22 protein-coding genes and 1 riboswitch are annotated in these 21607 nt (G+C 26.4%); of the genes, 2 read left to right on the forward strand and 20 right to left on the reverse strand.

From position 1 onward, the window contains the following. Nucleotide 1: 1 nt before the first annotated feature. The 19 genes from folE to FRIFI_RS09680 all read right to left on the reverse strand — a co-directional run bounded on the left by folE (nt 2) and on the right by FRIFI_RS09680 (nt 17042). Nucleotides 2–574, reverse strand: a complete 573-nt coding sequence (folE, locus tag FRIFI_RS09590; RefSeq protein WP_092924936.1) for a GTP cyclohydrolase I FolE — start codon at nt 572–574, stop codon at nt 2–4. A gap of 17 nt (nt 575–591) precedes the next feature. Then, nucleotides 592–1293 (reverse strand): hypothetical protein, encoded by a 702-nt coding sequence (locus FRIFI_RS09595; RefSeq protein WP_166505729.1) that lies wholly within the window; start codon nt 1291–1293, stop codon nt 592–594. Between the two features lie 16 nt (nt 1294–1309). Beyond that, complete coding sequence (locus FRIFI_RS09600; RefSeq protein WP_166505730.1) at nt 1310–2065, reverse strand: aminotransferase class IV; 756 nt, start codon at nt 2063–2065, stop codon at nt 1310–1312. Next, nucleotides 2055–3404, reverse strand: coding sequence for an aminodeoxychorismate synthase component I (gene pabB, locus FRIFI_RS09605; RefSeq protein WP_092924930.1), 1350 nt, complete (start codon nt 3402–3404; stop codon nt 2055–2057). The genes FRIFI_RS09600 and pabB overlap by 11 nt, the downstream gene beginning before the upstream one ends. After that, nucleotides 3404–3988, reverse strand: a complete 585-nt coding sequence (locus FRIFI_RS09610; protein ID WP_092924928.1) for an anthranilate synthase component II — start codon at nt 3986–3988, stop codon at nt 3404–3406. Before FRIFI_RS09610 ends, pabB begins: the two co-directional genes overlap by 1 nt. 156 nt (nt 3989–4144) lie before the next feature. Beyond that, nucleotides 4145–4468: a hypothetical protein gene (locus FRIFI_RS09615; RefSeq protein WP_092924926.1), complete on the reverse strand. Its 324-nt coding sequence runs from the start codon at nt 4466–4468 to the stop codon at nt 4145–4147. Between the two features lie 173 nt (nt 4469–4641). Then, nucleotides 4642–5334 carry a polysaccharide deacetylase family protein gene (locus tag FRIFI_RS09620; RefSeq protein ID WP_092924924.1) on the reverse strand — a complete coding sequence of 231 codons (693 nt, stop codon included), beginning with the start codon at nt 5332–5334 and terminating at the stop codon, nt 4642–4644. 24 nt (nt 5335–5358) lie between these two features. Next, nucleotides 5359–6324 carry a CAP domain-containing protein gene (locus FRIFI_RS09625; protein WP_166505731.1) on the reverse strand — a complete coding sequence of 322 codons (966 nt, stop codon included), beginning with the start codon at nt 6322–6324 and terminating at the stop codon, nt 5359–5361. A 120-nt stretch (nt 6325–6444) separates the two neighbouring features. Next, entirely contained in the window at nt 6445–7230 is a 786-nt protein-coding gene (locus tag FRIFI_RS09630; protein ID WP_092924920.1) for an MORN repeat-containing protein, read from the reverse strand. Nucleotides 7231–7514: 284 nt separating this feature from the next. Then, nucleotides 7515–8381, reverse strand: a complete 867-nt coding sequence (locus FRIFI_RS09635; protein WP_092924918.1) for a YitT family protein — start codon at nt 8379–8381, stop codon at nt 7515–7517. Between the two features lie 380 nt (nt 8382–8761). Continuing rightward, nucleotides 8762–9451, reverse strand: a complete 690-nt coding sequence (locus FRIFI_RS09640) for an LrgB family protein (protein WP_092924916.1) — start codon at nt 9449–9451, stop codon at nt 8762–8764. Nucleotides 9452–9453: 2 nt separating this feature from the next. After that, nucleotides 9454–9816 carry a CidA/LrgA family protein gene (locus FRIFI_RS09645; RefSeq protein WP_092924914.1) on the reverse strand — a complete coding sequence of 121 codons (363 nt, stop codon included), beginning with the start codon at nt 9814–9816 and terminating at the stop codon, nt 9454–9456. Nucleotides 9817–9919: 103 nt separating this feature from the next. Beyond that, nucleotides 9920–10885 carry a WG repeat-containing protein gene (locus FRIFI_RS09650; protein WP_092924912.1) on the reverse strand — a complete coding sequence of 322 codons (966 nt, stop codon included), beginning with the start codon at nt 10883–10885 and terminating at the stop codon, nt 9920–9922. A gap of 114 nt (nt 10886–10999) precedes the next feature. After that, entirely contained in the window at nt 11000–12388 is a 1389-nt protein-coding gene (locus tag FRIFI_RS09655) for a tetratricopeptide repeat protein (protein WP_240275678.1), read from the reverse strand. Between the two features lie 153 nt (nt 12389–12541). Continuing rightward, nucleotides 12542–13999, reverse strand: coding sequence for a VanW family protein (locus FRIFI_RS09660; protein WP_166505732.1), 1458 nt, complete (start codon nt 13997–13999; stop codon nt 12542–12544). A 114-nt stretch (nt 14000–14113) separates the two neighbouring features. After that, on the reverse strand, nt 14114–15505 hold the full coding sequence (locus FRIFI_RS09665; protein WP_166505733.1) for a UbiD family decarboxylase: 1392 nt from the start codon (nt 15503–15505) through the stop codon (nt 14114–14116). A 184-nt stretch (nt 15506–15689) separates the two neighbouring features. After that, a complete protein-coding gene (locus FRIFI_RS09670; protein ID WP_166505734.1) occupies nt 15690–16187 on the reverse strand; it encodes a protein phosphatase 2C domain-containing protein in 498 nt (165 codons plus the stop codon). After that, the gene (locus FRIFI_RS15280) at nt 16153–16449 is read right to left on the reverse strand and encodes a protein phosphatase 2C domain-containing protein (RefSeq protein ID WP_166505735.1); all 297 of its coding nucleotides are present in this window, start codon (nt 16447–16449) and stop codon (nt 16153–16155) included. Before FRIFI_RS15280 ends, FRIFI_RS09670 begins: the two co-directional genes overlap by 35 nt. A 281-nt stretch (nt 16450–16730) precedes the next feature. Then, nucleotides 16731–17042 (reverse strand): hypothetical protein, encoded by a 312-nt coding sequence (locus FRIFI_RS09680; RefSeq protein ID WP_141664380.1) that lies wholly within the window; start codon nt 17040–17042, stop codon nt 16731–16733. A gap of 189 nt (nt 17043–17231) precedes the next feature. On the opposite strand from FRIFI_RS09680, the gene FRIFI_RS09685 reads away from it, so the two are divergent. Further along, entirely contained in the window at nt 17232–18995 is a 1764-nt protein-coding gene (locus FRIFI_RS09685) for a peroxiredoxin (RefSeq protein ID WP_166505736.1), read from the forward strand. A gap of 33 nt (nt 18996–19028) precedes the next feature. Here the strand turns inward: FRIFI_RS09685 and FRIFI_RS09690 are convergent, their stop codons facing one another. Continuing rightward, nucleotides 19029–19628: a ribonuclease H1 domain-containing protein gene (locus FRIFI_RS09690; RefSeq protein WP_166505737.1), complete on the reverse strand. Its 600-nt coding sequence runs from the start codon at nt 19626–19628 to the stop codon at nt 19029–19031. A gap of 219 nt (nt 19629–19847) precedes the next feature. Beyond that, nucleotides 19848–20020, forward strand: a riboswitch (Lysine riboswitch). A 125-nt stretch (nt 20021–20145) separates the two neighbouring features. On the opposite strand from FRIFI_RS09690, the gene nhaC reads away from it, so the two are divergent. Beyond that, complete coding sequence (nhaC, locus tag FRIFI_RS09695) at nt 20146–21582, forward strand: Na+/H+ antiporter NhaC (RefSeq protein ID WP_166505738.1); 1437 nt, start codon at nt 20146–20148, stop codon at nt 21580–21582. Nucleotides 21583–21607 lie beyond the last annotated feature (25 nt).

A 21607-nucleotide genomic window follows, 5' to 3' on the forward strand; every position in this document is an offset into this window, starting at 1 on the left:
ATTACTTCATAGTTATTAAGCTCATAGCTTCTGCTCTAGCCGCTATGTCTTTTTCAAATATACCTCTTACTGCTGATGTTATAGTTTTTGAACCTGGTTTTTTAACACCTCTCATAGTCATACACATATGTTCAGCTTCAACAACAACTATAACTCCATAAGGTTCTAATTCTTGCATTATTATATCCGCTATTCCCTTAGTTATTCTTTCTTGTAATTGTGGTCTTTTAGCGAATGTTTCAACTACCCTTGCCAATTTTGAAAGACCTGTTAATTTACCGTCTTTAGGTATATATGCTATATGAGCCTTTCCAAAGAAAGGAACTATATGGTGTTCACAGCATGAATAAAAAGGTATATCTCTAACTAACACTAATTCTTCATGACTTTCATCTTGGAAAATTACTTTTAAATGCTCACTTGGGTCTTGATGAAGACCTGCAAATATTTCTTCATACATTCTAGCTACTCTATCTGGAGTTCCTATTAGCCCTTCTCTATTTGGATCTTCTCCTATAGCTTCTAATATGTCTCTTACAGCTTTTCTTATTTTATCTTTATCTACCTTGCTCATTGGTTTAGCCCCCTTGATTAGTAAGTTATTTTTATGTTTTTGCTTACTTTTATATTATTAAATGCGTAATTATGCACATTTAGTAAGTCTTCATATTTTTTTGTTTTTAGCGTTTGTTCAACTAAATTATATAGATTTATATCTTCTTTTTTTAGTGTACTAAGTAGTTTTTTATCTTTAGGTACCCACTTATTGTTTATAGTAAAATACCCAACTATTATATCTTTTAAATATAAATTCGTCAAAAACTCAAATTCAAAAAAATCTATTTTACTATTATTATTTATTCTATCTAGATTACCTTTTATTTGAGATTTTAAAAACTCTTTTTCGCTTTGTGAAAGTTTTTTAGGCCCTTCGCTTAGCTTTTTTTTACATATGCTTATTAAGTCTTTTGCTTCATCATTTAAATCGTATAATATTTTTGGATTTGACATTTCTTTTAAGAAAAAATACTCTCTTGAATCTATTAACTTATAAATACCTTCTTTTGAAAAAATATTTATATCAAATTCTAAGTTATCTATAGTTTTTATAATTCTAGTTTGAGTATTCCCCTTACTAACTATTACAAATATATCAAAATCATTTATAATCATACTACTATTTTCTATATCTATACTCTTAGAAGAACCTACTAAAAATACACTTTCTGTATTTTCATAACTTATAATTTTTTCTATTTCTTTAGTATATATGTCATAAACCCTATTTCCCATTTATTTCTCCTAATTTCTATTTATATATTTTATCTTTATATGCTTTTGTTATTTTATCAAATAATTCATTTCTATTATTGAATTTGATACCTTCTATCTCAATAACTTTCATCATTTCCATTATGCTATTTGTTATAAATACAAAGTCAAATTCTTTAATTTCATCTATGTTTATATTAGTTTCTAATAGTTGTATATTCAATTCGCCACAAATTTCTATAATCCTTCTTTTTACAGTTCCACTAAGTATAGGAAATTTATCACTTATAGTAAATATCTGTTTATCTTTAATGAAAAATATATTGCTCATAGAACATTCTAGTATGTTATCTTCTGCATCTAAAAATATACCATCATCATATCCATTTTCAGTAGCATAATTTTTAGTATATATATTTTCAAAGTAATTAGTAGTTTTATGTCTATGTATTATACTATCTCCTCTTCTTATAGGGGATATATTTAATCTAAATCCAACTTCATACATTTCTTTGTTATATAGTATATTTCTAACCGATATATTATATCCTTCATCGAATACTGTTAATCTTAAGGCTTTATTTTCAATATTATTCTCTTTAATATATTTTAATATTTCTTCTTTGTAAAATTCTTTATCATTATTAATTAAAATGTTTAACTCACTAAGTGAGTTAAACATTCTATCTATATGTATATCTATATCTATTGGGCTTTTATCTACTTTTATAGTTTCAAAAACCCCTATTCCAAATTTAGCTAAACTGCTAGAAAAATTCACATTATTCTTCATAATAGCCTCTTAATGCTTTCATTATAGATTTTGCTTTATCTAATGTTTCTTGGTATTCATCTTCTGGATTTGAATCCCAAGTCATACCTCCTCCAACTTGGAAGTATACTTTCTTATCTTGTTTTATAATAGTTCTTATTGCTATATTTAAATCCATATCACCATTAAAACCTATATAACCTATAGAACCTGTATATATATTTCTTTGAGTAGGTTCTAATTCATCTATAATTTCCATAGCTCGAATTTTAGGTGCTCCTGTTATAGATCCTCCAGGGAATGTTGCTTTTATAACATCCACACAACTTCTGTTATCATCTAGCTCTCCAACTACTGTTGAAACTAAATGATTTACATTTGCATATGGTTCTATTATAAATAATTCAGGTACCTTTACCGTTCCTATTTTAGATATTCTTCCTATATCATTTCTTTCTAAATCTACTATCATAAGCAGCTCTGCTCTATCTTTTTCACTATTTCTAAGTTCTTCTTGTAATCTTAAATCTTCCTCTTTTGTTGTTCCTCTTGGTCTAGTTCCCTTTATAGGTCTAGTTTCAACTTTTTTATCTATACATTTTATAAATCTTTCTGGAGAGTTAGATAATACATTAGTATCTTCAAAGTTTAAAAAAGCTCCAAATGGTGCTGGACTTATATTTCTTAAATCTCTGTAAAGTTCATAACTAGAAAGTGTAGTTTCTCCTTCAAACCTTTGAGTAAGATTTGCTTGGTATATATCACCTTGTTTTATGTAATCTTGTACTTTTCTAACTGAATTCATAAATTCTTCTTTAGTAAAGTTTGATTTAAGTTTTATAGGATTAACTTCTATTTTTTCATAACATATAGTGTCTATTCCCTTTTTAGTAGCTTCACCAATTCTTTTTTCTATATCAAGGGCTATTTTTCCCTCTTCCTTTTCATTTAAATTTGGTGTGGCTATATATGTCTTTTCTTCTAAGTGATCTATGACTATAACCCAATTGTATAAGCCAAAATATAAATCATAAACATTTGTATCATCTTTTGCAGTCCTAGGCAATTTTTCCATATAATTTCCTAAATCATAAGATAAATATCCAACTGCTCCGCCAATAAAAGGAAGGTGTGTATTATTTTCAACTTTATATTTATTTAATTCTTCTTGTAGATTATCTAGTGGGTTATTCTCTGTATTTTTATATTTAATAATCTTAAATGGGTTACTACTTATAAATGAATATCTACCTAGTTTATTAGGGTCCATTGCACTATCTAATATAAAACTATTACTATCATCTTTAAATATAGTAAATATTTCAAATGAGTTTAATTTAGTATCTATTAATTTTATCATTATGCTTGTCCCCCTAATCTAGCTTCGTTTATAAAGTTCTTAAGTATGTCATGCCCTTGTTCTGATAAAATAGCTTCTGGGTGAAACTGTACCCCTTCTATTAGATATTTTTTATGTCTAATTCCCATTATCTCATTTTCATTTGTGATTGCAGTTACTTCTAGTTCTTCTGGAAGATTTTTTGTATCAACTACTAAAGAATGATATCTAGTTACATTTAAAGGATTATTAAGACCTTTAAATACTCCTTTATTTGCGTGGTTTATGCTATGTACTTTTCCATGTACTGGCTTTATAGCTTTTATAACATTAGCACCAAATGCATATCCTATAGTTTGATGACCTAAACAAATACCTAGTATTGGCTTTTTACCTTTAAAATAATTTACAACATCAATACATACTCCTGCTTCATTTGGTGAACATGGTCCTGGTGATAAAACTATAATCTCTGGATTTATTCTTTCTATTTCTTCTATCGTTACTTCATCATTTCTTTTAATTATGATTTCTTCACCTAGTTCACCTATATATTGTACTAAGTTATATACAAAAGAATCATAATTATCAATCATAAGAATCATATCTATTGCCCTCCCCTAAATACTACTTTTTATTATGTTTATTCTCTTTAAGTATCTCCTATATACAATATTAATTATATATTTTTATAGAAATCTATGTCAATATAGTCATCTTTGGTCTAATTTTTTATATTTATTTATATAAAAAAAGAGAAGCTATAAACTTCTCTTTACTACTTTATATCCACTATTATAATATTTTTCTTTTTTACCTTTTTGTTTTCTAGCCTCTATTAATTCTTTAATATGATTTATATAATCATCGTCATCTGAAATTCTAACAAGACTAGATAAATAATATACATCTGTGCTTTTAGGTATTTTTTTATTTATAACCAAATCTATTGCCGTTTTTGCTGCTTCAAAATGTTTCAAATGTGTGTGACCTTCTTGAAAATCCTTTTTAGTATTATATACAACATACCCTTCTTTTACTTGAAATATTATAAAACCTTTTTTTTCATATATTTTATTATACATATATTAAATCAATCCTTTTCAAGATAGTCTTTAATATATGTATATTATCTCTTTAGTCAATTGTTTCGTTTTTTTATTATTTTTACATTATTTTTAAATTATTTTTTAGATATATCTTAATAGTAAAGTGTATATATTATAAATTATTGCTATATATTATTATTTCATATATATTAGCTATTTTCTATCATTTCTGATACAGTTACAAATTTATATCCTTTTTCTATCATCTTAGGTATTAGTATATCTAGAGCTTCTACAGTGTTATTAGTTGCGTAATCATGTAGTAATACTATATCTCCATTTTTTACATTGTTTATTATTGTATCTGCTATTTTATATGCTTTAGGATTTTGCCAATCTCTTGCGTCAACAGTTGTCCAAAGTACTATTTTATATTTATATTTACTTGCTATTTGACCTAAAGTTTTTTGATTATAACTTCCGTATGGTGGCCTAAATAAAGTAGGCTTTACCCCTACAACCTCTTTAATTATTTTTTCACATTTTACTATTTCATCTTCTAATTGTTGTTGACTTAAATTACTTATATCTGGATGATTAAATGTATGATTTCCAATCTCATGTCCTTCTTCTTTAGCTCTAATAATAGGCTTTGGATACCAATTAACATGTTTTCCTGCTACAAAGAATGTTGCTTTAACATTATATTTTTTTAATACATCTAACACTTCATTGGTTTCTTTTGGATGTGGACCGTCATCAAAAGTAAGCGCTATTAATTTTTTATCTCTTGAACCATTTTTTATAAATACTTTATCATTACAACTTACTGGATTTTTTAAACTAGCAATTAGCATTATACTTATTGCTATTGTCATAACTTTTATTATGCTATGCTTCATATTATGTCTTCCTTTCAGATTATATTATCTATAAAAGTTTTGAGTGTAATAAATATTATAATCTCCTCCAAATTCAACTCCTACTCCTATACTATTATAATTACCTAAAATATTTTTTCTATGTCCTTTAGAATTCATTAATGCTTCATGAGCATATATTGCACTAGTTTGACCTGCTGCAATATTTTCTCCTGCACTTATATATTTAATACCTTCTTCATTCATCCTATCAAAGGGTGTTTCATTTTCTTTATTAATATGATCAAAGTAGTTTTTATCTACCATATCTAAGCTATGTTTTTTTGAACTCGTAGTAGCCATTTCACTGTATTTTAACTTATTTAATCCATTTTTTGCTCTCACGCTATTAGTTAAATCTATAACTTGCATTTCAAAACTCTTTTTTAATTTTTCGCTTGGGCTTGCATATATAGATTTCATATCACTTTCATTTTTAGAATCTATAACTTGATATGAACATATTTTATATTCATCATGTATATCATAAAAGAATGTTATATATTTATTATTTATCTCTATTATGTCATATTGACCTTCCGAACTAATAATATATTTAATATTTCCTTTTTTCTTATATTCTATAGGTGTATACAACTTCCTTACATCATCTCTTTTATCACCTATATTTATATTTTCTGTTTCACATGAATTTAATGAATTACTATATATTCCTTTGACAACTTCATCTTCAATACCTACCATAAAAAAATTATTATAATCATTATTATATATATACCAATTAAATCCATATTCACTTTCATCTATTCTATCTGGTTGACCAAATAACGATAATAATTTTTCTTTACGCTCTCCAATTTTTATATTATAAATGTCTTTTGTATTACTAATATTTATAGACTTATTATTAACATTATTATTTGCATCTATCTCTTTTTTGCTATTATCTATATTTAAATTAAAAAGTAATAAGCTTGTTATTACTCCTCCTATTAATAATATACTTTTCAATGTATCACTCTCCCATACAGTTTATATTAGGATGATAGACATCTTTAAAATTATCATACATAATATATACTATATGTGATAATTTTAATAAAAAAATAACCTAGCGTTAAATAACGCAGGTTATTTTATATAAGAAAATATTTCATCCAGTGTTCTATTACATATTGATGGTTTATCAAATTTCCAAGTGCCTTCATATACCAATTCATCATCTATATAAAATATTCCAACACCATGCTTTTTCCCATGTGCAAATTCACCTTCATATCTTTTTCCATTTGGCCATATATAGGTTCCTTTACCATGAGCTAAATTATTTTTCCATTCTCCTTTATATATAAGTTCTTTTTCATGATCATAGCACTCGCCAATACCCTCCATTTTATTGTATTTAAACTCTCCAAAATATATACATCCATCACTCCATGTATATACTCCTACACCATGTCTTTTCCCACTACACCACTCACCTATATATTCATTACCATTACTATATACCATTTTTCCTATTCCGCTCATTAAATCTTCTTTAAACTCACCTATATACATATTTCCATTTGTAAATATGCATTCTCCATTTCCATCTTTCATATTATCTTTAAACTCACCACTATATTCTATTCCTTCTAAAAATGTGTATATTCCTTTTCCACTCATCTTGCCATCTATAACTGTTCCTATATATACATCTCCATTTGAAAAATTGTATACTTTACTAGCTGGTCTTCTTTGTTTTATATCACTTTCAATTGTATTCTCTTCTTCTATTGCTTTAACTTCTTCTTCAGTAGCAACTTCTTTTTTCTTTGTCTTTAACTTTTGTATAAATTTAACTTCTCTTTTTATATTATTTATAAACTTTACATACTGATTATATATATCAAAATATTCATTAGATAAACTCATATTATGTTTCTCCTATCAAATCTAAATTTATTATAGTCTAAACTTATTATATATTATAAATTATATACTTTTCTATATATTTTTAAATATAATAGATTTACATGAAATAAGATATGTTAATAAATTTATGTCATTAAAAAAGGATATATCTATTTGATATACCCCTTTTTATAACTAATTTGTGCCATTCTAATTCACCAAATCCAAATACGTTTATATTTAACTGTAGAGTTAAGTATATTTAATCAATCTCATCTATATTTTAGTTATATTTATTTTTAATTTTATAAGTACTTTTCTTTAAATCCTCTACCCTTAACCTCACTTACATCATTTACAGATATAAATGATTTTTTATCGTATTTTAAAGCAATTTCCTTTATTTTAGGTATCTCATTTGATGATACTATGCAATATATAAGTTTTTTCTTCTCATGAGTATATGCACCTTCAGCTTCTAAGAAAGTTACACCTCTATGAAGTTCACTCATTATCTCTTTTGCTATACTATTGCTTTCTCTAGATACAACCATAACTGACTTTTGATAATTCATAGCATCTTTCACAAAATTCATACAGTATGCACTTATAAACATACCTATTAATGTGTATAATGCTAAATCCATTCCAAATAATACTCCACCTATAGATACTATTAGTATATTTATAGATAGTGTTGTATCTTTCATGGGAATATTTTTCTTAAATTTCAATATTGCAGCTAATATATCTGTACCACCTTGTGATGATTTTGTTCTAAATACAATACCACTTCCAATTCCTGATAATATCCCTCCATAAACACTTTGAAGTAATACATCATTTATAGGTATATATTGAGCTATATCTTGAGTTATACCTAGTAAAAAAGAAAATATCATCATGTTTATTAAACTAGATATACAAAATTCTTTTTCTAAGTATATAAACCCTAATATAAATATAGGTATATTTATTAAAAATGTTAAAAGACCTATGTTTATTCCAGTTAAGTAATTTATAGCTGTAGAGGCACCTGGTACTCCCCCACTTAATAGATGCGCTGGTCTTAAAAAACCATTGACACCTATACATGCTACAAGCATTCCACCTATTACCACTAAATATCTTAAAAAAGCATTATCTTCTAAAGTGGTGTTAACTTTGCTCATTTTGTTCTCCCTTCAATTCGACCTAAACAAATCACCTAATAAATCAATAGGTAATTTAAATTATGCTTCTCTTTATTCATTGCACATGATATATTATATTATTTTTTTTTAATATGTCTAGTTAATTTTTTTTACCTATTTTACTTTTTTTTAACTTTTGAATAATTATAAAATTATTTAGCAATAAAAGATTTAAACGAATAATTTCTTGCATAATATATAAATACTGAACAATTTAATTCACAATAAAAGGCAAGAAACATATTTTGTTCCTTGCCTTTTATTGTGTAATATATACTTTTTAATTTGAAAATATTTTATTTTAACCTTCATTTTTTGATATTTTAGTATATATATTTTCATTTATAAGAAAAAACTTTTTATATCATATTGATTATTATAGGTATTAATATGACTGTAATTATCCCAGATATACCTATAGATAATCCACTCATAGCACCTTCTATTTCTCCTAATTCTAAAGCCTTTGATGTTCCAAGTGCATGTGCTGATGTTCCAAGTGCTATTCCTTTTGCTACAGGATGTTTTATTCTTCCAAGCTTAAATACAAGCTCTGCCATTATAGCACCAAGTATACCTGTAAATATTATTGCCACTACAGTTATAGACTCTATACCATTTATAGTATTAGTAAGAGATAATCCCATAGGTGTCGTTATAGATTTAGGTATTAAAGAATTTATTATACTAATATCTGCATCTGTAAAACCAGCTATTATCTTTATAGAAATAAATGATACTACTACACCTGTAGTTATACCTACTAATATTTCTAGTATATGTTTTTTAAATAAGTCAAATTGCTTATATAATGGTACTGCTAATATAACCGTTACAGGACCTAAAAAGTAATTTATACTATCTGCACCTTTTTTATAACTTTCATATGGTATCTTAGTTATATTTAAAAATAATATAATTCCAACTATTGCAATTAAAAGTGGATTCATTAAAGCACTTTTAGTTTTCCTTTGTATATAAAGTCCTATGTTAAAAAATATTATAGTTATTACTATCCCAAATATAGGTGTGTTTAAAACATTATACATGACTAATTCTCCTTAACTTTATTTTTAATCATCTTTTCTACTACTATTCCAGTTATGTACATAACTAAAATAGTACTAAAAAATATAGTTATTAGTAATACAAATACATTTTTTTCAATAAGACCTAACGATCTTATAAGTGAAACCCCTGCCGGTATGAAAAATAAAGCCATATTATCTAGCAATAGATTACCTATATCTTCAAGCTTGTCCACTTTTATTATATTGGCTTTTAAAAGTATAAATAGTAATATCATACCAACTATACTACCCGGTACAATTACTATATTTTGTATGAATGAGCTTATGTACTCACCTAAAGCCCATACACCTAGTATTAATACTAATTGATTAAATAATTTCATTTTTGCCTCCTTTAATTCTGACTAAATCTTTAATGAAATTGTAAAGGGAGTTACAATACTCCCCCCGTATAATACTTTATCATATTTTTAGATATTTTCAAATTTATAATAGTAATTTTCCATACTTATCTATATAATTGTTATTTTTTCCATTTATTATTTCAGAGTATCCATCTTTAAAATCAGATAGAGATTCATATATTGGAAGTATCTCTATATCACCACTTTTATTTATAAATCCCCATTTCCCACATTTATTATTATTTATTCCTCTTATGAGTGAGTTAGTATCTATATTAAACCTACCTAACCCTTCTTTAAAGCTACAAGCATAGTCAAATATAGCATCTATAACTACATCACCATTTTTGTTTATATATCCCCATTTTTCATTTATACATACAGCTGCTAATCCTTCGCTAAATGGCTTTGCTTTATCAAACTTAAAATCAATCTTTAATTTCCCATATTTATCTATATATCCCCATTTATTATTATTTCTAACAGCTGCTAATCCTTCACTAAAGTCTGTTGCTATTTCATATGTAGGTTTTATTATAAACTCCCCTTTTCTATTTATATAGCCATACTTATTTTTATATTCTACTAATGAAGTATTATCTTTAAATTGATTTGCATAAGTATATTTTGGAGCTATAATCACTTCTCCATTAGAGTTTATATACCCCCACCTCTTATTTATTTTTATATTAGCTAAACCTTCACTAAAATCACCCGCACATTCATATTTAAAATCTATGGCTAAATCTAAATTTTTATCTAAATATCCATATTTATTGTAGGCTTTGGCTCTAGATAATCCTTCATTAAAATCAGATATACTATCTATGTGTAAATAGACTTTAGTATTTCCTAATTTATCTATATACCCAAATATCCACCTATTGATTCCTCTTATTTTTTTTATATATGTAATGACACTATATCCATCTTTTAGTCGCTCTGATACATACTTGAATTTAGGCCTTACAATAACATTGCCTTCTTTATCTACAAATCCATATTTTCCATCCCTAAGTATCGGGAGAAAAAGCTCTTTATTATCCATACTTATCCTCCTCGCTAAAACTTAATATCCCCTTCTATAAGTTTATTTAAAGGTAGTATTATATATGATTGTGATTTGTAAGATAATAAAAAATAAAACTACCTATTGGTAGTTTTATTTTTCTTTTAATATATCATTAACTTTTGAATTGTTATACATACTATCTGGTACTTCATTTTTTAGCCCATAGAATGTGTTTTTTGCATTTTTTAAGTCACCCATTTTATAATAAAGCATTCCTAATTGGTAAAATGCATCATCATAATATTGATCATTCTTTGTATAAGTATTTATATATTTTTTATAATATTTTACAGCTTCATCATCATTACCTATCTTTTCATTTAATAATGCTAACTGGTATACAGCTTCTGATATATATTTCTTACTTTTTCCTTGAGATACAATATATTCGAAGTTTTTTATAGCCTCTTTATAATTTTTATCCTTAGACTCATCAACTGCTTTATTATATAAAGTTTCCTCATCAGAAACTATAACTTGTGTATCTTCTTTTTTATTTTCGCTTTTTGCATTATCTAATTCTTTTTCTTTCTCTTTTATTTCTTGTTCTTTTTCATTTAGTTTTTTATCAGCTTTATCTAGTTCTTGCTCGTGATTACTTAATTTCTCATTTAATTTATCAATTTTATTTTTGCTATACATATGATATGCACCTAATGCCAAAAGTAAACATACTCCAAATATTAAAAATGGCTTACTATTCTTAGACTTTTTCTTAGGCTTAATATCTTCTTTTTTCTCTTCTTTATCTTCCTTCTTATTTTCAAACAAAGGATTATCTTTATCTACTTCTCTTAATCTACTTAGATAATGTTCTCTCTTTTTAACGTTACCTATCTTATCATATATTAAAGAAAGTATTATATATGGCTCTATTAAATCTGGGTCATCATCTATCATATTTTCAAGTATATGTATTGATTCTTGATTCATCTCCTCATTAATAAATCTTATAGAGTGATTATATCTACCTAAGAATACTTTAAATTCATCAGATGATAACATATCTACATACTTTCTAGATAGTTCATTGTTACCATAACACATAGCAGTGTAAAAACTTTCAAAAGCCTTAGCAAAATCACATTTTAATAGAGTAAGTAATCCTTTTAAATTAAGTATATCTACATCTTTTGGATTTATCTCTATAGCTTTTTCTATTAATTCATAAGCACTAGTTAAATATCCCTTTAAAGATAAATCAAGTGCATTATTATACCTTTTATATGATTCTAACTTTAATTCTTTTGAAGTATCTTCTGAATTACTCTTTAGTGTATTTTGTAAGTTTAATATTGTTTCTTCTTTATAGTTATTAGTTACATAACTTTGCTTTAATGCCTTTAATGTCTCATTCGTTTCTTCTTCATCTATATTAAAAAATGTCAAATCACTTTTGTTATCTTCAACTAAAGATATATCTAAAATTTTTCTAGGCATTTGCTTTATATCTTTTTTGATAATTTTACCTAAAATCATATTCTCCTCCTAATTTAAATATATATTCTAAGATAACACATTTAACACTACAAGTCAAAGATATACATATTTTCATATTTTTAGGCAAATTATTATAAAAAAAGATAACCTACGTTATAGGCTATCTTTTTTTAACTAATATTATAATCTTTCTTAAGATACACTTGGTGTGTCTGGATTAGGATTTTGTTCTGGTGGTGGTGTTAAAGCTTCTGGTTGTACAGGTTTTTGTTCTTGTTGATTTGGTTTTTCTGGTCTTACAGGTTTTTGTTCTGGTGTTTTAACCTCCATAGTTCCAACAGCGATAACACCTTGCTTTTTAGGATAATATGATGTATATACTTTTTCTTTTTTTAGCACTTCTCCATTACTATTCTTATATACTCTGTAAGTTGATACTGTATATGCATTTCTTGCTTTTTCTAATTGTTTTTCTTTCCCTTTTGGAAGAGTTGGATCATCGACTCTTTTTATAGGAGCTTGAGATACTCCATCTATGTTAGTTAATATATCTACATTTTGCTTATCTGATTTACTACCATAGATTTGGCATATAACTCTATTTCCTGATACATAATTTTTTAAATATATAGGCTGCTTTAAGTTATTTTTAAATACAAAGTCTATTCCTCCATCAGTTACAGTTGCATCTCTCCCTTTTGCTACATATGTAGATGGTATAGAATGATTTTTAAGTTCTACAATTTCTAATCCTGAATATAACACCGTATTATATAGTGTAGATGATACCTGACAAACTCCACCTCCTACACCTTCTTGTACTACTCCTTGTACTATAACTGGTGCATTTTTATAACCATTTGATACAGTTCTCATTAAAGTATTTTCATTGTATGAAAATGTCTCACCAGGCATTAGCAATTTATCACTAGTTCTACTTGCTGCTAATCTTATATTAGTTGTTCTACCAGCTACTGATGAATCAAATTTGGTAGAATAGCTAGCTAATAATGTATCTATATGTTGTATATCCTCTTTTTTTACATTCTGATTAGTAACTTTTACTGCTAAATCTTCTTTTTTATTGCCTTTTTTAAGTTGACTAATTATATTTTCTACACTCTTATTTACATCAACTTCTTGTCCTTTATGTCCTGATAATACCTCTACTTTCGAGTTATTTATATCTAATTTTGCATCTTCCATATCAATATTTATATCCTTAGATATATCTTTAACGCATTTTATTAATTTCTCTTTATTATAGTCTATTTTAAGCTCAATGTTATTTTTTGCTCCGAAATTTGCTTTTATAGTTTTTTTAATATTATCTATCATAGAATCTTCTCTATTTATAGATAGTGCCTCATTAATAGTCTCGTCTAAACTATATTTTAAATCTATATCTTTACTATTTATTTTCCATAACTTATCTGAATATGAAATGTATATTTGTTTTATGTCATATTTTTTATTTAGTACATCTTTAGCTTCTTCTCTTGTCATATTTCCTATTGATATGCTGTTAACATATGTGTTTTTAAGTATTTTATTTCCGTTTATTTGAAAACTTATAAAACCTATAAAAACAATTATCCCCAATAATATTACACCCGCTGCAGCGTATACATATTTTTTTACATCTTTCATGTCTTACTCTCCTCAATCTCCCATTTTTCTCACATATTATTACTTAGCTATAAGGTTTATATATCCTCTTTTATATTTCAATATTTTAAAAAAAGTGTGTTAAAAAACACACTTTTAATATTCTTTAATCTCTTTTTGAGAAATTATATAAACTTTTTCACTATACATATTTATCATAAAAGCTTCTTTAGGTCTAAAGAATCCTTTATTTACAATTTCATAGTAATATAAGCCTTCATTTCCCTTTAATATATTTTCTAATCCTTTTTCATCTTCTACATATCTGTCAGCTTTATTTTTAGATACTTCATATATTTCTTTGTACTTTTCGTCATTTTTTTCTAATTTATTTTGAAGTATAAATTTAGCTTTTTCTTCACTTATTGCAAATTGTACTTTTCCTGAATTATCATATCTAAAATACCCATTACAGTAAGTGTTTTTGTAATCTTTATTACTATCCTTATATGAATATATTTCCTTTGTCTTCGCATTTACTAGTATTTCATCGGTTAACATTCCATACTCTAACACTTCAACACAATAATATTTTTCACCATCTATCATTTGGTAGTAAGAATTTATAGATAGGCTATTTTTAGATATGTTTCCTTTTTTAGATATTAAATTAATAATATCATCTGCTGATAATGTGTATATTGATAATTTTTCCTTATACTTTTTCTCTAAATTTAGTATATTTTCATCATCTGGATAATATTTTTTTACATACTCTATGTATCTTAATGCACTTTCATAGTCTCCATCTTTGTTACTTTCATCAGCCTTTTCTATATAATCATCATACATAAGGTCTATACATTCATCTTTTTCTTTTTGTGCTTTTTTATAATATTTATCATCTTTGTCTAGTACTTTATCATAATCTTGTATTGCTTCATAATACATGTGGTTTTCTTTGTTTTCATTTGCTTTTTCATACACCAATCTAGATTCATGTATTTGTTCTATATTACTTTTATATCCATCTAATTCATTTGAAATTCCATTTAGAGTAGATGCCATACTTATATAAGATAAAGCTGTATCATAATCTGTATTTTCTTCCTTATACATATCAGATACTCTTTGAGATTGTTCTATTATACGACCTACATCTACCTCAATATTTTCTATTGCATTTATGGTATTTATCATACCTACATATTGTTCCTTTGTAATTTCTTTATTTACGTATTTATCTCCACTTTCAAGAAGTAATTTATTTATCTTTTTAGATAATGTTTTATCAATTCTTTTCATTTTAGAATCAGAAAATTTCTTTTCGTAGTTAGAGTAATTGTCAATAGCTATATTGTATCTACGATTTTCTATATTTTCCAATAATGTATCAACCTCTTTTTGTACGCTTAATTCATCACTACTTATGAAAAATACTATAACTAATACTATTACACCTAATACTGATAATGAAATTGTGATTATATTTTTTTTATATATATCTATAAAATCTACACATTTATAAAATAATTCTTTAAAATTCATTATCGTTTCCTTTCCTATTTAGTTTTTATGTAAATATCATTATTTATTATATCATATATGTATATCTTTAACCATATTTTATATTATTAGTAAATATATGTATTTTAATTGTTTATAAATAAAAATAAGTCAATATAATGTCTATAAAACTTTTTAAATACATAATATTGACTTATTTTTTTATTTATATTAAAAACACAATGCTTATATCATCCTGACTTTTTTGCTTGCTTAACTTACTTAGTCGCTGTTTGTAAGTTCTTTTTAGAACTTCCCTAGAAAATACACTCTTATTGTACATATATATTGTATCATTAAGGCTTTTGTACAATTCATTTTTATTGTCAAAAGACTGCTCATATCCATCTGTAAATATAATAATATTTTCTTTGTATTTATTTATTTCATCATCTATATAATACATAATATTTTTATATGAATCTATTCTTCCTAAAGAATCAACTGTATCACTTTTTCTAGTTTCTAATACTTCTTTAAACTCAGTATCATCTTTTATTATAATATTTCCATCTCCTATTTTTAAATATAGCCTAAATCTATTAGTTACCAACACTGCTATTAATGTTGTAGAATATTTTATATATTCTGTTTTAAAAACTAATGGATGAAATCTTTCAAAATCTAACTTAACTAAATCCATCCATTTTGATTGAATTTCCATTTGTATTTTTTTTTTCTTCTAGCATATTAATTAAATCTTTTGTATCTAAATCTGCCAAATCTTTAAGCATGCCTACTGCAATATTACAAGCTATTTTAGCTCCTCTATCACTATATTTGAAAAAATCATTACTATGACCATCAGACACAGCAAAAACTATTCCTTTATCAAAAAAATCGAAATCTAAATAATCTTGAGATTTCGATTTTTTTAATATATTTTTATAACCAGTTACCATTTCTGAAAATATATTGTATTCCATAAGCAACCTCTCCTATAATTGTTCTTAATTATCTTTTATTATAGGTTTTATATATTTATAACTAAAATTTTATTTTCTTAAATAAAATTTTAACTTTATTTAAGTGACTTTATCTATTACCGAAAAGTTCTTTTTTGCTACCGTGTAAAGTGGTATCATTACTTTTTAACCTATTACTATAAATTCAATAATTATGCATAATTTATAAATAGATATAATAATTAATAAGCAAAAAAGACACCATAGTTTATTTTATTGTGCCTTTTTAAATCATTTTAATATTAAGATATTTTTCTTTTTGCTTTAACAACTTCTTTTGTATTTCCTCTTTTAATATTTTTACTCTTGCTAACTTTAGTCTTTTGTATATGTTTTTTATTTTTAAATATTCTATTGTAGTCTACAACTACTAACATAACTGTTAAACATAAAGTTAATCCTGTAAATAACATAAAGTAATATTCTAACCCTATAAACACTCCCATAATAGCATTTAACAGTATAAGTCCAAATGTTATAACAAAAGATATAATAGATGATAGAACTAAAACCTTAAATATACTTTCTATCTTTCTTAGGATAGATTTCAACATTCTCACCCCGTATAATAACAAATCTTTACATTTATCTATCTTTAAATATATCAAATATGCACATAAATAGCAATTCTTATTAGTTATTTTTCTAAAAGTATTTACAATTATATTTTCTTCGTAACAATATCACCCCTTAATTAATAAAATATAATTAGGTTATATTTTATTAATTAAGGGGTGATATATATGCCATGCCTTCCAAGTTTAGGATCGAAAGCTCCTGATTTTAAGGCTAACACAACATTTGGGCCTATAAAATTATCTGATTATAATGGTAAATGGGTAGTTTTATTTTCTCATCCTGGAGATTTTACTCCAGTATGCACTACAGAATTTCTATGCTTTGCTAAATACCATAATGAATTTAAAAAAAGAAACACAGAATTAATAGGCCTAAGTGTTGACAGTAATGCGTCTCATCTAGCTTGGATGTATAATATATTTACTATGACAGGTATTGATATTCCTTTTCCAGTTATAGATGATAATGATAAATATGTAGCTAAGCTATACGGTATGATTTCAGAACAAATGAGTAATACTTCTACAGTACGATCTGTTTTTATAATAGATGATAAACAAATACTCAGAACTATACTTTACTATCCTCTCACAACTGGTAGAAATATTCCTGAGATTTTAAGAATTATAGAAGCACTTCAAACTAGTGATAAAGATAAAGTAGTAACTCCTGCTAACTGGTTTCCTGGTATGCCAGTCATAACACCATCTCCTAAAACTTATAAAGAGTTAAAAAATAAAATTAAAAACTGTGAGAAAGAATATGCGTATATGGACTGGTATCTTTGCTTTATGCCTGATAAGGATAGACCAACTATTAATGTGAAACATAATAAAGATATATTTATAAAATCTAAAAATACTAAAAAGTGCCAAAGACCTGAAATAACAGACCCAGATAAACAGCCTGCTATAAGTTGTCCTGATGTTAGTCCAATAGTTATGGAGTATGTATTTGGTAATCCTGGAAACGTAGATCCTAATTTACTTGATGCTGTAATCTATGCATTCGTAGAAATTAATGAAAATGGAACATTACGAGTTCCTACTCCTAATTATTTAAATCAACTTATAAGTCTTAAAAATATTAAGCCTACTTTAAAAGTTATTGCTGCCATTGGTGGATGGGGAGTTGAAGGTTTTTCTGATGCTGCTTTAACTCCTGCATCTAGATATGCATTTGCTAGAGAAGCAAATAAGCTTATAAAGCAATATAATTTAGATGGTATTGATATTGACTGGGAATATCCTGGAAGTAGTGGTGCGGGTATAAAATCTAGACCTGAAGATAAAGAAAATTTTACACTTTTACTAACCGCTCTAAGAGATGTTATAGGAGATAATAAGTGGTTAAGTGTTGCTGGTACTGGAGATATTGGTTATATAAATAGAAGTGCTGAAATATCTAAAATAGCTCCTTTAATAAACTATTTTAATCTAATGAGTTATGATTTTACAGCTGGAGAAACAGGTGAGAATGCTAAGAAACATCATGCTAATTTATATCCTTCTAATTTATCTTTAAGAGGATATAGTGTAGATTCTATGGTACAAAATTTAATAAATGCCGGTATGCCTCGTGAAAAAATACTACTTGGGGTTCCTTTTTATGGTAGACTTGGAGCTGCAATTACAAGATCATATGATCAACTTAGAAGGGATTATATAAATAAAAATGGTCATACAGTAATGTTTGATAGAGATGCTAAAGTACCTTATCTAGTAAAAGATGGAGAGTTCTCAATGTCTTATGAGGATACCCTTTCTATTTATATAAAAGCTCTATATGTATTAGATAATTGTCTTGGTGGCATTTTTTCTTGGACATCGACATATGACCAGGCAAATATTTTGGCAAAAGCTATGTATGATGGTATAAATAGACCTTCTTTTGTTTTAGCTGAATTAGAGGATTTTGGATTAAGTTAAAAATAAAGTCTTGCAAAATACTTTGCAAGACTTTTATATTCCTATAGCTTTCTTTGCTAATTTATCAGCTTCATCGTTATATTTATTACCACTATGTGCTTTTACTTTTACAAACTCAACATTTAACTTATCTTTTATATTATCATAAAATTTCTTATATTTGGTAGTTCCTTCTTTATTAGTTTTCCATAATCCTAAGCACCATTTCTCTATTCCTTCATAATCAAAATATAAAATCAAATTATTTATGTTATTATCTATACAATAATTCATCGCAATCTTTGCAGCTTCTATTTCACCTGCGACATTTCTCATTCCAACTAAATCTTTATCATTTCCTTTTTTGCTATAAGTTTTTATAACTTCTTCATTTTTTATTATAACTACCCCTGAACCATATTCTCTTATTGAATGTTCATAACTACCATCAACATAAGCTTTTACAAGTTCTTTTCCCTCTTGTATTTTTACGCTACTTTCACCATCTATATATGCTTTTGCTTCCTCTATTGTAGTAAAGCTTTTATACTCAGCACCTGAAAAACCATTTATTTGTTCCTTACAATCATTCCATGTATTGTATACTCCATTGTTTCTTCCTTTTCTTACTGCATAAAACTTAACTTTAGCCAAATTTTTCACTTCCTTTAATATAACTATTTATATAAAATTTATTTTCTTCTTAAATTATACATTTAATAACTATTCTATATTAAAATCAATGCTTTTAAAAGATTTATTATTTTACATATTCTTATGAAAATTTCCTTAATTTTTACATTCCTAAATATTTCATACTTTATTTTTTTTGAATTTATGGTATAATCTTTATTATCAAATAAATCGAATATAACTATTGGTAGAGGTCGCATTGTTAAATAGTAGTTTTGTGGAGGTAAGCACGAAGAAGCAAAATAAAAGGTAACTATGCCGAAATATATAAGGGAAGCTTTAAACTTATATATTGGGGTTATGCAAAATATGTATAACACTGTCACATTCATATGTGGAGTGCTATCTTTAGATTAAGCGTATTTTTAATTATACGATTGAATGCTTAAGTCTAGGATAATATCTTTACACCTAGACTTTTTTTATTATCTCTTTTCTCCTTAACGTTATATTCGGTATGAATTTTAGGAGGACTTTTATGACAAAAAAGATTAAAAAACAAGCAACTTTGTTTGATGCACTACTTTGTGTTTCTGTTTTAGTTGCGGTTTTGGTGACATGTTTAGTATTTTTAAGAAAGTATGAAATATCTGCTCATATACCACTTATAATAGGTGCTACATTTGCAAGTGGTGTTGCAGTTTTTAGATTAGGTTTTACTTGGAAAGAATTAGAAGAAGGTATACTATCTACTATAAATACGACAATGCAGTCAATACTTATACTTTTAGTAGTTGGTATGATAATAGGTACTTGGATAGCTGGTGGTATAGTTCCTGCTATGATATATTGGGGTCTTAAAATATTATCACCTGGAATATTCTTAGTGGCAACTACTTTAATCTGTGCTATAGTATCTATTTCTACTGGTTCATCTTGGACAACAGCTGGTACTGTAGGTATAGCTCTTTTAGGTATCGGTAGTGCCTTAGGTATACCTGGTAAAATAGTTGCAGGTGCTATAATATCTGGAGCTTATTTTGGGGATAAGATGTCTCCTTTATCTGATACAACAAACTTAGCTCCTGCTATGGCTGGTTCTACTTTATTTGATCACATAAAACATATGGTATATACAGCTGGTCCTGCTCTTTTAATTTCACTTGTATTATACGGTATAATAGGAATGAAATACGCAGGTTCTGAAATGGATATATCTCAAATAAACCAAATTCAAAATGCTTTATTGAGTAATTACAATACATTATCTCCACTTTTGCTTTTAGTTCCTGTTGCTGTTATAGCAATGGTTATATTTAAAGTGCCTACAATACCAGCACTTATAGGTGGTGTTATATTAGGTGGAGTTTGTGCTGTAGCATTCCAAGGTGCTTCTGTCGCTGATATACTTGTAGTTGCTAAGACTGGTTATGTTTCATCTACTGGAATGAAGTTTGTTGATGATCTTCTTACTAGAGGTGGACTTGACAGTATGTTAGGAACAGTATCGTTAATACTTTGTGCTTTAACTGTAGGTGGGGTATTAGAAAAAACTGGTATGTTACAAGTTATAGCACAGTCTATACTAAAATTTGCAAAGGGTACTTTTGGACTTATAGCTGCTACAATATTTACTTGTATCGGTACTAACTTAGCAGTTGCAGACCAATATTTAGCCATAGTTATACCAGGAAGTATGTATAAGGATGCATTTATAAGACAAGGTTTATCTCCTAAGAATCTTTCTCGTGCTTTAGAAGATAGTGCCACTATAACGTCTCCACTTATTCCTTGGAATACTTGTGGAGCATATATGTCAGCAACACTTGGAATTGGATCTTTCGTATTTTTACCATATGCATTCTTTAACTTAATTTGTCCTTTAATATCATTATTCTATGGATTAACAGGATTAACAATAGAAAAACTTTCTGATGAAGATTTAATAGAAGAATTTGAAAACGGAATAGCTTAAAATAAAAAAGAGTCTTTAAAGACTC

This window comes from Romboutsia hominis, assembly GCF_900002575.1.
Lineage (GTDB): Bacteria > Bacillota > Clostridia > Peptostreptococcales > Peptostreptococcaceae > Romboutsia_C > Romboutsia_C hominis.

What these genes read in the sequence shown, in the direction of transcription:
- FRIFI_RS09645 (WP_092924914.1), bottom strand. Translation starts at nt 9,816, where the DNA reads ATGAAATTATTTAATCAATTAGTATTAATACTAGGTGTATGGGCTTTA.
- FRIFI_RS09650 (WP_092924912.1), bottom strand. Translation starts at nt 10,885, where the DNA reads ATGGATAATAAAGAGCTTTTTCTCCCGATACTTAGGGATGGAAAATAT.
- FRIFI_RS09660 (WP_166505732.1), bottom strand. Translation starts at nt 13,999, where the DNA reads ATGAAAGATGTAAAAAAATATGTATACGCTGCAGCGGGTGTAATATTA.
- pabB (WP_092924930.1), bottom strand. Translation starts at nt 3,404, where the DNA reads ATGATAAAATTAATAGATACTAAATTAAACTCATTTGAAATATTTACT.
- FRIFI_RS09630 (WP_092924920.1), bottom strand. Translation starts at nt 7,230, where the DNA reads ATGAGTTTATCTAATGAATATTTTGATATATATAATCAGTATGTAAAG.
- FRIFI_RS09680 (WP_141664380.1), bottom strand. Translation starts at nt 17,042, where the DNA reads ATGTTGAAATCTATCCTAAGAAAGATAGAAAGTATATTTAAGGTTTTA.
- FRIFI_RS15280 (WP_166505735.1), bottom strand. Translation starts at nt 16,449, where the DNA reads ATGGAATACAATATATTTTCAGAAATGGTAACTGGTTATAAAAATATA.
- folE (WP_092924936.1), bottom strand. Translation starts at nt 574, where the DNA reads ATGAGCAAGGTAGATAAAGATAAAATAAGAAAAGCTGTAAGAGACATA.
- FRIFI_RS09610 (WP_092924928.1), bottom strand. Translation starts at nt 3,988, where the DNA reads ATGATTCTTATGATTGATAATTATGATTCTTTTGTATATAACTTAGTA.
- FRIFI_RS09615 (WP_092924926.1), bottom strand. Translation starts at nt 4,468, where the DNA reads ATGTATAATAAAATATATGAAAAAAAAGGTTTTATAATATTTCAAGTA.
- FRIFI_RS09620 (WP_092924924.1), bottom strand. Translation starts at nt 5,334, where the DNA reads ATGAAGCATAGCATAATAAAAGTTATGACAATAGCAATAAGTATAATG.
- FRIFI_RS09635 (WP_092924918.1), bottom strand. Translation starts at nt 8,381, where the DNA reads ATGAGCAAAGTTAACACCACTTTAGAAGATAATGCTTTTTTAAGATAT.
- FRIFI_RS09600 (WP_166505730.1), bottom strand. Translation starts at nt 2,065, where the DNA reads ATGAAGAATAATGTGAATTTTTCTAGCAGTTTAGCTAAATTTGGAATA.
- FRIFI_RS09640 (WP_092924916.1), bottom strand. Translation starts at nt 9,451, where the DNA reads ATGTATAATGTTTTAAACACACCTATATTTGGGATAGTAATAACTATA.
- nhaC (WP_166505738.1), top strand. Translation starts at nt 20,146, where the DNA reads ATGACAAAAAAGATTAAAAAACAAGCAACTTTGTTTGATGCACTACTT.
- FRIFI_RS09685 (WP_166505736.1), top strand. Translation starts at nt 17,232, where the DNA reads ATGCCATGCCTTCCAAGTTTAGGATCGAAAGCTCCTGATTTTAAGGCT.
- FRIFI_RS09670 (WP_166505734.1), bottom strand. Translation starts at nt 16,187, where the DNA reads ATGGAAATTCAATCAAAATGGATGGATTTAGTTAAGTTAGATTTTGAA.
- FRIFI_RS09665 (WP_166505733.1), bottom strand. Translation starts at nt 15,505, where the DNA reads ATGAATTTTAAAGAATTATTTTATAAATGTGTAGATTTTATAGATATA.
- FRIFI_RS09655 (WP_240275678.1), bottom strand. Translation starts at nt 12,388, where the DNA reads ATGATTTTAGGTAAAATTATCAAAAAAGATATAAAGCAAATGCCTAGA.
- FRIFI_RS09595 (WP_166505729.1), bottom strand. Translation starts at nt 1,293, where the DNA reads ATGGGAAATAGGGTTTATGACATATATACTAAAGAAATAGAAAAAATT.